Genomic DNA, 11,908 nt, shown 5'->3' with positions numbered 1-11,908 from the left:
GAGCAGCGTAAGCGCCTTGGAGCCGATCCTGTTCAATAAATAATAAGCTCCGCCAGCGAACGTGCAATCAAAAATCCCCGCCTTCCTTAAAGAGGAAAGCGGGGAAAGCTTGAATCTTATTTCTCGGATTGCTTCTGGAGTGCCGCCTTTAACGCATCTCCAAGACTGTTCGACAGGCCTTCGTTATCACTATACTGCTGAATCAGCTTTCGGTTCATTCTGGCGGCCGCCTTGCCTCCGCCGCTATCGCTTAATGATTCTACAATATTGCACGGACGGCATTGGACGTATTTGCCGGCTTTCCCTTCGTGAATCTCCATCTTCTTGTGGCATTGGGGACATCTCTTGTTAACCAGCTTCGGTTCTGCCGCCCGGCGAAATCCGCATTCCCGATTCGGGCAGACGAGCATTTTGCCGCGCTTGGTCTTTCTTTCCTCCATATTTTGTCCGCATTCCGGGCATTTCTTATGGGTTAAATTATGCGGTCTATATTCGATCGTGCTTTGCTTAACCTCACTCACCATCCGAATGGTCTGCTTCCGGATATTTTCCAGGAACCGCTCCATCTGTCCTTGACCTTTGGCAATTCGCTCCAGCTCGATCTCCCATTGGGCGGTCAATTCGGGAGAACGAAGCTCCTCGGATGCGAGCTCGATCAACTGCCAGCCTTTGCCCGTCGGAACCAGACTGTTTCCTTGGCGCTCAATCGTATCGGTGTTGAGCAGCTTCTCAATAATATCCGCACGGGTGGCCGGCGTACCCAGGTTGTGCTTCTCCATCTGGGTGAGCAGGGTCGCTTCCGTATAACGGGCCGGAGGCTTGGTGAAGCGTCCGGTTTCCTGGCAGCGTTTGACCGTAATCTTACCCTGCGGCTTCAATTCCGGCAGTAGCTGGGAAGAGGGTTCATCGGAAGACGCATCGTTATCGGCATCCTCTTCATTAAAATCGCTTGCCCCGTACACTTCCTTCCATCCGGTCTCCTTCATTTGCTTGCCCGTTGCCCAGAACGTCTCTTTCTCCACCTCGATTTGCACCGTTGTCTGGTCGTAGCGGCACGGAGGGTAGAACAGCGCCAGAAACCGGCGGACGATCAAATCATACAGCTTCCGTTCTTCGTTAGACAGAAGGTTGAGCTGCAGGGGCTGCTCGGTCGGAATGATGGCGTGATGGTCGCTTACCTTGCTGTCATCGACAATCCGCTTCGTCACTTTGAGAGGCTTCTGCAGCAGGGGCCGGGCCAACGGCGCATATGGGCCTACGGCAACGCTTTGGACCCGGCCTTTCAAGGTAGAGACCATATCCGCAGTGAGGTACCGTGAATCCGTCCGCGGGTAAGTGACCAGCTTATGCTGCTCATACAGGCGCTGCAGGACGCTAGAGGTCTGCTTGGCGGAGAAGCTGTATCGTTTGTTGGCGTCCCGCTGCAATTCCGTCAAATCGTAGGCCAAGGGCTGCGGAATCGTTTTTTCCGTCTTCTTAATCTGAATGATTTGTCCGGTGCGGCCCTGAACCTTGTTGCGGATCGCTTCGGCCTGCGACCGGTCGAAAATTCTCGGCTCTCCCGAACCGGGCTTGCGCCATATGCCCTGGAAGCTTCCAAAATCGGCTTGCACCGTCCAATACTCAACCGGCTGGAACTTGCGAATTTCGTTCTCGCGCTGAATAATGGTGGCCAGTGTCGGAGTTTGCACCCTTCCCGCAGCCAACTGGGCATTATATTTGCTGGTAAGCGCCCGGGTAATATTCAGGCCGATCAGCCAATCGGCTTCGGACCGGCACACAGCCGATTGATATAGTCGGTTGTATTGCGATCCCGGTTTCAACTGGGCGAAGCCTTCCTTGATGGCGCGGTCGGTCTGCGAGGAGATCCACAGCCGTTTAAACGGCTTTTTCCAGCGGATCAATTCCATAATCCAGCGGGCAACGAGCTCTCCTTCTCTTCCGGCGTCGGTAGCGATGACCAGCTCCTTCAGGTCGTTCCTCCGGCTGAGCCTTTCGATAGCTTTGAACTGGTGAGAGGTTTCGCGGATGACCTTCAATTTCATTTTGGACGGAATGATCGGCAGGTCCTCGAGTTTCCAGGTGGAGAACTTCGAATCATAATCCTCCGGCTCCGCTAAGGTGACGAGATGTCCCAAAGCCCAGGTAACAACGTAGTCCGCACCTTCATAATGGGACTTGTGCTTCTGGCGGGCACCGAGCACGCGGGCTATTTCTTTGGCAACGCTTGGCTTTTCGGCAAGTACTAACGTTTTCATCATGGCTCTCCTTAAACGCTTATGTTTCGGCATTTCAGCCTTAACTCTGTCAGCCCATTGTAACAAAAGGAGCGGACTTTGGACAAGGAGGCGTTTCTTCGCTTCGTTCTTTCCAATTTCAGAGACTCAGAGATGGGGAGGCCGGATTTGTGCGCAAATGTCATAGCTAACTCGCTCGCTGAATTGCTTCTTCTGTGCCCATTGGACTATTATCCCTTCGGCTCAGAAAATTCCACGCTAAAGGACTTGATACATTTACGAGAAAATGAAAGGATTGAGCGTTCTCAGAGAACGATTTCTGACTCAAGGGGATAATAAATCGAAGGGCCGGGAAAAGAACATCCGGATAGAGAAAACATCCGGTTAGACAAACCCGGAGAAGGATAGAAAGTACGGTTTGGGAGAAATGGGCATGGACATAAAAACGGCATGACCGCTAAGTAACCCGATCATGCCGTAGTTTGACACTCGACTCGGACGTTTAACTTGAAAAACCGTCTATTTCGTTTTCTTCTGGTGCCGTACTCGCCGAATGGCGTATCTAACTGGATTTCATGCAGTTAGTTTGCTCCTCTTGGAGCGAAAGACGGTAACTAAGTGGAAAAACTACAGCTAGTTTGTGCAAAAAAGGCGATTTCAGCAAAAACCTTCAATATTAACTGTAGTTTTTCCATTTACTTCAATCCTTTTCTCCCATTCGCTTGAATTTACCTACATAAATTACAGTTAAATCGCCCAAGACCAATTAGAAAGCAATGGTTTTCTATTTGTGCGGCATATACATTCTTACCTTTAAATCGATTTTCGCTCTGCGAAAGTAAAGGCTCCGTTAGGTTTTTTTAACACAATAGAATTATAAGTTTCTGTATCCTGAATAGCTTCAAATTCTAATTGGCGATAAAAACCTCGTTAAAACGCGGTCGTTCACCCACGAAATACTCCAACAGCAGTTTTTCATTGCTGCAGATCGTTCTGCTCCGATGCTGCCTCCTTAGGTTTGCGGGGAGGAAGGGGACCGAAATATTGAAATAAAGTACATTCGATCCGCCCGTTAAACAGCTTGCGGCGTTTGGTCGGGGGCTGCGCCCAGTAATGCTCAAGCTGCTTGGTCGGACTGAGCACGAATGCCGACCAGGTAGGCAACTCATGAAAGACGGAGCCCAACTGTCGAAGTGCTTTTTCCGCTGCGGAGCGATCTCCCAATCTCTCGCCGTATGGAGGATTGGTGATAATGCAGCCGTAATCGCCGTTCGGCCGGATTTTGGCTACGGGAGTGACTTCAAAGCGGAGTTCTTTGCCTACACCTGCGCTTTTGGCCGCGGCTTTAGCCACTTCGATGGCGCTGGGATCGATGTCGGAGCCGGTAATTTGCAGCTCTATGTCATCGCGCACCAGGTCATAAGCTTCTTCCCGTGCCTGCTGCCATATTTGATCCGGCACTGCGGGCCAATGCTCGGATGGGAATGAACGCCGGATTCCCGGAGCGATATTCCAGCCCAACAGCGCCGCTTCGACCGGGATGGTGCCTGAGCCGCAGAACGGATCATACAGCGGCCTCTCCGGATTCCAACGGCTCAGGAGAAGCATGGCCGCGGCCAAGGTTTCCTTAAGCGGAGCTTCGGTGACCAGCTTCCGGTAACCCCGCTTATGCAGGCTGGGACCCGTCGTATCCAGGGTCAGCGTGGCAATGTCATTCAGAAGCGATACTTCAATAACATATCTTGCGCCGGTCTCTTCGAACCATTCCTTCCGGTAGCGCTGCTTCATTTTCTCAACGATTGCTTTCTTGACAATACCTTGGCAGGCCGGCACGCTGGACAGCTGCGATTTATGGGAGCGGCCCTCGACCGGAAATTCCCCGTTGGCCGGAATCCAGGATGGCCAGTCCAGCGCTTTCGTTCCTTCGAACAGTTCATCGAAAGTAGTCGCCCTAAATTCGCCCATTCGGATCAGAATGCGGTCAGCCGTCCGCAGCCATAGGTTGGTTCGGCATATGGCCAGCTCATCTCCTCGGAAAATGATCCTGCCGTTCTCCACCATCATATCTTCATACCCGAGCTCCTTGAGCTCCCGGGCAACTATAGATTCCAGGCCCATAGGACAAGTTGCGATTAATTCGATCTCATTCACCCCATTTGTACAATCCTGTTTGCCGTATTGTTCTTCCCTACAAAAAACCATACAATACTTAAGTATAGGATAATCTGCCCTGCGTGACAAACACTTCGAGGGACAAGGAGGATGACAGAATATGAGTGCTTTGGATGAAGAAAAATATGCGGAGTCTCTGCTTGGGCCGGACCCGGATCTGGAAAGGGTGCTCGAGAGAATTCGCAAGAAGGATATGCCGGAAGTCTCCATTGCACCGGGGTATGGCAAGCTGCTTACGATACTGGTGAGAATAAGCGGAGCCCAACAAATTCTTGAAATCGGAGCATTGGGAGGATACAGCGGAATATGTCTGGCGCGCGGTTTGGGAGATGGTGGGCAGCTGGTTTCTCTGGAGCTGAAGCCCGAGTATGCGGAATTGGCCCGGTATCATATGGAGGAAGCCGGTTTAGGGGATAAGGTGGAATACCGCATAGGAGAGGCGCTGATTTCTCTGGAGGCACTCGCTGTGGAGGGGAGAACCTTCGACTTTTTCTTCATTGATGCGGACAAAGGAAATTACCCTGCCTATCTGGACTGGGCCATAAAATTGGCCAACCCGGGCGCGATCATCGTAGGAGACAACACTTTCATGCGGGGAAAAACGGTTAATCCCGAAAAACAAGGAAATTCGGTCGTCAAAATGAGACAATTTAACGAAAGAATAACCTCGGATGAACGGCTGGAAGGAGTGCTCTTGCCCGCTTATGACGGCTTGGCCATAGCCCGGGTCAAATAGAGGCTTGTGCAGACAATTTTAAAGTAGGAAGCCGCTTCATCTCTATCCGCATACTTAGGAAGCGGCTTTGTTTTACTGAGAATCGAGATCCGCCTCTCTTAATGATGAATCCCCTTACATCCCTGTACTGATTTTCTTTCTGTCTAAGGCTGCAGGGCCGGCTTGATCTTCTGGGCGTTCATTTCATGGAAGCTGCTTTCCTGGACGGATTGCGGCTGAATCAGGCCGATATAAAACAACAACAGCTCCGCACAAAGAAAGGTCACGAGCATTTTCTTTATGTTAATTTTCATCATGCGTTCCCCTCTCTAAACCCTGATTAACATTCCTACTTACATAGACCATTTTAAAATCGATTTCGTTTCATTTATTTTTTAAAAAAGTTGATAATCTTTACAAAATCCATCTTTTGTCACAAAATCGTCAAAATTTTCCTGTTTCAGTTAACTAGACGATCGCATTGGGCAAAAAAATACCCCTCCGAAGGAAACAGCCTCGGTGGGGTGATGATTTACAAATGCAGGATAATGGTCAGCCTGCGTCCTTATCGGCGGAGGCCGTTTTACGGAAGAGGGTTTTCTTGACCCAAAGCACATTTAGCAGCAGAAGTACGGCAGAGACGATAAACAGTCCGCGAATAGTGATCGTGGCCGTCAGAATTCCGCCGGTAATCGGCCCGATCAGATTGCCCAGACTTAACGTGCTTGTGTTGAAGCTGTAAGCGCGGCTTTCCATGCCGTCAGGAGTATATTGGCGGATAATGGCGTTAACGGAAGGAAGCAATCCGCCCATGAAAATTCCGAGGAAAAACCGCGAAATCAGAAGCTGCCATACATTCGTTACCAGAGCCTGCGGAATACAGGCGATCGCAGAGCCGATAAGACAGACTCCCAATATTTTCTCGGAGCCCAACCGGTCTCCCCAACGTCCAAGAATAGGGGAGGAGATCATGTTGGAAAATCCATTGACCGAGCCAACCAATCCGGCCATAAATGCCAGCATTTCGGGTCGTCCGTACAATTCCTGAACATATAAAGGCATTTGGGGCATCGGCCCGAGCAGCGCGAACTGGATCAGGAAGGTTACACAGAAGAGCGCGGGAAGCTGGGGAATTTTCCCCAACTGTCTAAGTCCGGCGAATACGGATACCTTCGGCTGAACCTTGGCTTCTTCTTTGTTAAAGTCTTCTTTCACAAGAAATGCGGCCAGCAGGGAGGCGATAAAGAGCATCACCCCGGTCAGATAAAAAATCGGTCGATAACCCATCGTCGATGCCAATAATCCGCCGAGCAGCGGTCCAAGAATAGTACCCGCCATCCCGCCCGACTGAACCATTCCCATAGCGAACCCGATTCTTTCCTTCGGCGTGTTCGCCGAAACCAGAGAAATCGCCGCAGGGACAAATCCCGAAATTGTTCCGTTCAGCATTCTCAGCAGCAGCAGATGCCAGGCGTCCTGCGCAAAGCCCATCAGTACCATGACAATAGCCATTCCAAATCCGGAGCGGAGCAGCATCATTTTTCTACCATAACGGTCCGCCAAACCGCCCCAAATCGGCTGAAAAATAAAGGAGGTTACAAAATTCGCAGCAAAGATCATTCCCGCCCACAGTGAAAGGTGGCTCGGATCCGACATTCCCATCTCTTGAAGGTAAAGAGGCAAAAAAGGAATGATCATCGTCATTCCCCCCATAACGAAAAACTGTCCGAACCACAGGACAAGCAAGTTAATCCGCCATCGTTCCAAAGTAGCTCGCCTCTTTTCTGTCCATTCCTTCAGTAAAATATTATTATATCAAAAAGCAAAAAAGATACGAAGCGCTAACGTGCCGGGAATGAAGGAGGAATAAAGAGGGATTGCACACCTCGCGAGCTCTATTCCACAAAGAGGGGAGCTCATTCCGTCATTTGGCCTCAGAGAGTACGGAATGGGCAGGGAATTTTGGGGGAATAGTAAGCTCTGGACAAATATCCCTCGAAAAGGAGTGCATGGCCATGCCTTTTGGCGCACATGAAACGATGGAAGCTCATGAAATGTTGAATGAAAAGGTTAATCTCATTAATCATTTCTCGATGTATGCGGAGCAATGCGAAGATCAGCGGCTCCGGCAGATGCTCCAGGCACATCTGAACACGGCGATTCGTCACTACGATCAGTTAGTCGCATACACACATGATTACTCTGCCGCGCAGGGCGGACCCCAGGCTTATGGCATGCCCCCGTCTTCCCCGCAGCAGATCAAATACGGGCTGCATCAGCCCATTCCGCAAATTCCGCAAATGCATGGGCGTCTTAACGATAAGCAAATTTTATTTGCGATGCTGTCCTTTCATAAGCAGTCGGCCAAATCACATATGGCGGCATCTCTGGAATGTGCGGATCCTAACCTGCGGCAAATGCTGATGGATGGGGCAGTGACCTGCTCGAATCAGGCTTATGAGGTCTTCTTGTTCATGAACGAGCAGGGACAATATCAAGTACCGACCATGAATGATCATACGGCCAAAACATTCCTCCACAGCTATAAGCCGATGGAAATGGGAGGGTATGCCGGCAATCCTGCTGGAAGCTCCATATCCGGCGCATACGGCTCATATCCGGCTTCCAATCGGCCTGGCATGACGCATTCCTCTCCGTATGCCTCCTCAAGTCAGACAGGCACGACATATTCGGGCCCGGTCATGAGCGGATACGGAGCAAATCATGGCGGCGGAGCGGGCTCCTTAGCGATGACTTCCGCAGGCTCTCCGGCAAGGCTGTCCTCCGGCTCTGCATCGGGACAGGGTTACTCCTCCTTGGCATCCGGAACGTCTGGGGCGGGGACTTCGATGACATCGGGAGCCGCAAATTCGGGAGGGTCTGCAGTGACGTCCGGCTCTTCTACGGGGGCCGGATCCTCTCCATCTTCCTCATCCGCGGCCGGGGCTTCTATGGCTGGAGGCGGAATGTCTTCGGCAGCGCAGCATAACGGTTCCGGGATGAGCTCCGTTTCTTCAGCAAGCTCCTCCGAAACGGAGGATTCCGCAGGACACCAGTTTTAGTTGTCAAGGTACGGTAAAATCATAATAAAAGCTCCCTCTTCGCCGATGCGATATGAGGGAGCTTTTGCTTTAGAACAGGGGGAGGGAAGGGGGAGGAGAAGCAAATTTGCCGGGTCACGACCGTTTTCTAGCCTGCCTTCTAATAAACCCTATGGATAACATCCTCGAAATCCGGCTCCTCCATATGTACATCGTCCACTTCTCCCCACTGGTTAAGAATCCGAAGGACCTCCATTGCGGTCGTTTCCTGTCTGTTGCATTGTATGGTAAGCGCCGATTCCTCACGCTCAAGGATCGTAAAGGGCAGATCGGCGGTGGAGCCCTCCTCGGCGAAGGATTGCCGATAGCTTACTTTAATGATTGTAGGAAGCCCGATTCGGTCCCGGAGCTCCTGAATGCTTCCGTTATAAGCGAGGGTTCCGTGATTGATCACGATAACCCGCTGGCAGAGCTGTTCAATATCGTCCATATCGTGGGTCGTCAGCAGAATCGTTTTGTTCAGCTCCCGATTAATTTTCGCCAGAAATTCCCTTATATTGCGTTTCGCAACTACATCGAGTCCGATGGTCGGCTCATCCAGGAACAAGATGTCCGGGTCATGAAGCATGGAGGCCGCCAGATCGGCCCGCATTCTTTGTCCAAGGGACAGCTTGCGGACGGGGGTGGAGATAAATTCATCCAACTGGAGGATCTCGCTTAACTGGGCAAGCCGGGCTTCCTTGATCCGATGATCCAGCTTATACATTGCCGCCAAAATTTCAAACGAGTCCTTCACCGGAAGATCCCACCACAACTGGGTCCGCTGTCCGAAGACGACTCCCAGGTGGCGGACGACTTCCCTGCGGTGCTTTTGCGGACTAAGGCCGAAAATCCGCACTTCCCCGGCGGAGGGATGAAGAATGCCCGTGAGCATTTTGATCGTCGTAGATTTCCCCGCCCCGTTCGGACCGATATATCCGACAAATTCCCCTCTGTTCACCCGAAAGCTAATATCCTTCACGGCGAACTTTTCGGTAGACTCCCGAGATAACAGACTGCGTATGCCTTGGAATCGTCCTTCTTTAACGACCGGAATTTTGAAGCTTTTACTGATTCGCTCAACCTCGATCATTATTGAACTCCTTTCATGTCGGTTTTTGTACGGAGCAGCCCTGATTTAATTGCCGGTACTCTGATATTTGGACAGTCCCATTCGCCAGAAGCGGAGACCGAGCCATAGAGCGAATGCAGCCAGAGCAGTCGTCAGTACAAGCACCCACAGCCCGTATTGTCCCCGAAGAATATACAAGGAGGGGATATAGTTGACCAGCCCGACCGGCAGAATCGAGACCAGGAGGAGCTGCAGCCACTTCGGGTAGATCAGAAGCGGATAGCGGGCGGCCGCATGCGAGGCATCTTCCGTAATATTCTGTAAATCCCGGACACGGGTAATCCAGAAGCCCATAGTGGCCGAGACCAGACCGATCGTAAACAAGACAACCGCCCCGCTTAAAATGATAAGAACGGTCAGAGGGATGGACGCCACAGTTATTTGACCGGCGGCGAATAATCCTTGCATGGAGATAACCAGAATAATGATCCCCTGCAAAAATTCTCCCAGCAAGATCGTAAAGTTCTGGGTCATTAACGCGAGCAGAATGGGGATCGGGCGGATCAGCAGCTGATCCATCTCTCCGCTGACAAGATAACGCTCGATATGGTGCACATCGGAAGCCAGGCTCCGGTAAATGGACTTGGAGAGGATAAGGACGGAATACAAATATCCGACCTCATATAAGCTCCAGCCCTTGATATTTCCGAATTTGTCCAGCAGGATGGCGACCAGCAAAAATTCCACGACATTAATGAAAGCGGCCATCAGCGAGGAGAAGATAAAATTGAATTTGTACTGCATCCGGCTTCGAATGCTGGCCCGGATTAGTATCCCGTACAGCTTGAGCATGCTCATCCTCCCTGCACCTCCAATTTGCGCCGGACGATGGCGGTCGCACTAAGACAAATCGCGGTCAGCCCTGCGCACCAAAGAATCGATCCGAGCAGAACGATGCCATTATCGTATTCCAGATAGATACGGGCAGGATAATACTGCAAATAAGGATAGAAGGAGTAACGGCTGATGGCTTTCAGCCAACCGGGAAGCCATTCGATCGGAATAAGGAAACCCGACAATAGAGTGGAGAGAGCATAATTCACCCAGGAGAACCAGCGGGATTCCGTTGTCCATAAGGCGCAAACTCCGATTAGATATTGGATGCAGATAGATATGTAGGCGGCGAATGCAACGGCCGCGGCGGTCAACAACCAGGTAACGAACCGGTCCGGTAACTGCATGGAAAGCAGGACGGTGTAAGCCAGGTAGACGGGGAATGCTTTGTAAACGAGATGATAGCCGATTTGTCCCCATTCCCGCGACATCATCATGTAGAAGAGATGGACGGGCCTCATCATGTCAATGGAAATCTGGCCGCTTCTTACACTTGCTTCCAACCCCAGTCCGTTGGTGACAAAAACGGTCAGAGACAGAATCGTTTGATTGAAGGCGATATAGCTGATCATACCGGAAATTCCGTATTCGCCCAGATTCTGATTCTCTCCTATCCCGACCCAGATCGAAACATAGATAAAGCCAAAGATGGCGCTGGCAAACGTATTCAGGGCATGAGAGCCGCGATATTGCAAATTGCGTGCATAGGCTTTGCGGGCCAATACGTGGAACAGCATGTGGACCTCCTGTTCATTGGTTTTGCTTTCTTGCTTGTCCCGGCTAATAGCCGTTGTTATCCCGGATGGGATGGGGACTGTGTAGATGCGAAAAGCCTGGCTTCCGAAGATGAAATAGAGGAAGAAGGGCGCAGCAAAAAAGAGCGCAAGCCAAAGCCGTTCCAGCGGAAAGCAAGAAAGGAGTTGCACTATTTGTTGTGAAAATATCAAGAGGAAATGAAGACTGGTTATTTAAAGCGGAAACTTGTTGTTGATGATTGAGTCTTACCAAGAGGCTTCTTGCATCTTCGGGGCGGAGCATGCCCTTATGCGATGCGCGGTATATATGCGTAGATAAAAAAAGTGAGAACGGCCATTATTATATCAAAAGAAGGGGGGGCTGACAATGTTTTTTTGGGGGAGATAATCATCCGCTTCATCGGACGGATTCCTGGAGGTAATTGTTAACCGATCAAGGTCAGACCGCATGACGGACATTCTTTATCCGTTATCTTAACCCTTGTCCTGCAGGCCGGGCAAAGCTCCATTTCTGCGGGAATTGTGTCCGAAGCCTTTTTGCTGCTTAAGGACTTCAGTTTTCCGTACAGGCGGCCGACCTCTATTCCGTCAATTTCCAGCACCTGAAGCTCCTCCGTATAAAACCAGTGAATGTTCCCAAGCTCATCGCAAACGGCGGCAGCGGGAATTTCCCCGGCTTCCTCATGCGGAAACAGGTTGCCTCCGAACAAGCTCGGCCGGGCCGCTTTATAAGCGCCAAACCCGGTCCCTAACAACAGATAACGCTCTCCGCTCGGTTTATGCAAAACGACAACAGCCATCTCATTCTCCTCCGATCCCATTAGTTCCTTATAAACCCGGATAATGACTATTACGTTAATATTTTTGATTTGTTTCGATAGCAGTAGCAAAAAAGCCCGCATGCTTCATCAAGACGGAAGCATGCGGGCCGAAAATCCGCGCCGCAGCGCGGGCAATTGGTTCTTAAAGGATGTTCTCAAGCG

The 11,908-nt window shown here is 50.9% G+C and carries 10 protein-coding genes; 2 read left to right on the top strand and 8 right to left on the bottom strand.

The annotated features are described in order from the left end of the window. Positions 1–116: 116 nt before the first annotated feature. Both FS806_RS00295 and FS806_RS00290 read right to left on the bottom strand, forming a co-directional pair. Positions 117–2,258, bottom strand: a complete 2,142-nt coding sequence (locus FS806_RS00295) for a DNA topoisomerase III (protein WP_313960558.1) — start codon at positions 2,256–2,258, stop codon at positions 117–119. A gap of 954 nt (positions 2,259–3,212) precedes the next feature. Next, the gene (locus FS806_RS00290) at positions 3,213–4,388 is read right to left on the bottom strand and encodes a THUMP domain-containing class I SAM-dependent RNA methyltransferase (protein WP_144931998.1); all 1,176 of its coding nucleotides are present in this window, start codon (positions 4,386–4,388) and stop codon (positions 3,213–3,215) included. A gap of 121 nt (positions 4,389–4,509) precedes the next feature. Between FS806_RS00290 and FS806_RS00285 the strand changes: the two genes are divergently transcribed. Further along, entirely contained in the window at positions 4,510–5,145 is a 636-nt protein-coding gene (locus FS806_RS00285; RefSeq protein ID WP_144931996.1) for an O-methyltransferase, read from the top strand. Positions 5,146–5,288: 143 nt separating this feature from the next. On the opposite strand, the gene FS806_RS25555 is transcribed toward FS806_RS00285, so the two are convergent. Together FS806_RS25555 and FS806_RS00280 are read right to left on the bottom strand one after the other, a co-directional pair. Then, positions 5,289–5,441 (bottom strand): hypothetical protein, encoded by a 153-nt coding sequence (locus FS806_RS25555; protein WP_222126563.1) that lies wholly within the window; start codon positions 5,439–5,441, stop codon positions 5,289–5,291. Positions 5,442–5,676: 235 nt separating this feature from the next. Beyond that, a complete protein-coding gene (locus FS806_RS00280; RefSeq protein ID WP_144931994.1) occupies positions 5,677–6,891 on the bottom strand; it encodes an MFS transporter in 1,215 nt (404 codons plus the stop codon). Positions 6,892–7,139: 248 nt separating this feature from the next. Between FS806_RS00280 and FS806_RS00275 the strand changes: the two genes are divergently transcribed. Next, positions 7,140–8,186: a spore coat protein gene (locus tag FS806_RS00275; protein WP_144931992.1), complete on the top strand. Its 1,047-nt coding sequence runs from the start codon at positions 7,140–7,142 to the stop codon at positions 8,184–8,186. 139 nt (positions 8,187–8,325) lie between these two features. Here FS806_RS00275 and FS806_RS00270 read toward each other — a convergent pair whose 3' ends face one another. The 4 genes from FS806_RS00270 to FS806_RS00255 all read right to left on the bottom strand — a co-directional run bounded on the left by FS806_RS00270 (position 8,326) and on the right by FS806_RS00255 (position 11,827). Next, a complete protein-coding gene (locus FS806_RS00270) occupies positions 8,326–9,297 on the bottom strand; it encodes an ABC transporter ATP-binding protein (protein ID WP_144931990.1) in 972 nt (323 codons plus the stop codon). Positions 9,298–9,342: 45 nt separating this feature from the next. Then, the gene (locus tag FS806_RS00265; protein ID WP_144931988.1) at positions 9,343–10,134 is read right to left on the bottom strand and encodes an ABC transporter permease; all 792 of its coding nucleotides are present in this window, start codon (positions 10,132–10,134) and stop codon (positions 9,343–9,345) included. Beyond that, complete coding sequence (locus FS806_RS00260; protein ID WP_144931986.1) at positions 10,131–10,907, bottom strand: ABC transporter permease; 777 nt, start codon at positions 10,905–10,907, stop codon at positions 10,131–10,133. Before FS806_RS00260 ends, FS806_RS00265 begins: the two co-directional genes overlap by 4 nt. 443 nt (positions 10,908–11,350) lie before the next feature. After that, positions 11,351–11,827 (bottom strand): hypothetical protein, encoded by a 477-nt coding sequence (locus tag FS806_RS00255; protein WP_222126562.1) that lies wholly within the window; start codon positions 11,825–11,827, stop codon positions 11,351–11,353. Positions 11,828–11,908: the final 81 nt, after the last annotated feature.

This window comes from Paenibacillus sp. 32O-W (genome assembly GCF_007679495.1).
Classification (GTDB): Bacteria; Bacillota; Bacilli; order Paenibacillales; family NBRC-103111; genus Paenibacillus_L; species Paenibacillus_L residui.
Note: the sequence above shows the minus strand (reverse complement) of the source record. Positions and strands in the feature narration are given on the sequence as shown.

Bases quoted from the DNA above. Each gene is read 5' to 3' on its own strand.
- FS806_RS25555 (WP_222126563.1), bottom strand. From the start codon at position 5,441: ATGATGAAAATTAACATAAAGAAAATGCTCGTGACCTTTCTTTGTGCG.
- FS806_RS00255 (WP_222126562.1), bottom strand. From the start codon at position 11,827: ATGCGGGCTTTTTTGCTACTGCTATCGAAACAAATCAAAAATATTAAC.
- FS806_RS00265 (WP_144931988.1), bottom strand. From the start codon at position 10,134: ATGAGCATGCTCAAGCTGTACGGGATACTAATCCGGGCCAGCATTCGA.
- FS806_RS00270 (WP_144931990.1), bottom strand. From the start codon at position 9,297: ATGATCGAGGTTGAGCGAATCAGTAAAAGCTTCAAAATTCCGGTCGTT.
- FS806_RS00260 (WP_144931986.1), bottom strand. From the start codon at position 10,907: ATGCTGTTCCACGTATTGGCCCGCAAAGCCTATGCACGCAATTTGCAA.
- FS806_RS00275 (WP_144931992.1), top strand. From the start codon at position 7,140: ATGCCTTTTGGCGCACATGAAACGATGGAAGCTCATGAAATGTTGAAT.
- FS806_RS00295 (WP_313960558.1), bottom strand. From the start codon at position 2,258: ATGAAAACGTTAGTACTTGCCGAAAAGCCAAGCGTTGCCAAAGAAATA.
- FS806_RS00285 (WP_144931996.1), top strand. From the start codon at position 4,510: ATGAGTGCTTTGGATGAAGAAAAATATGCGGAGTCTCTGCTTGGGCCG.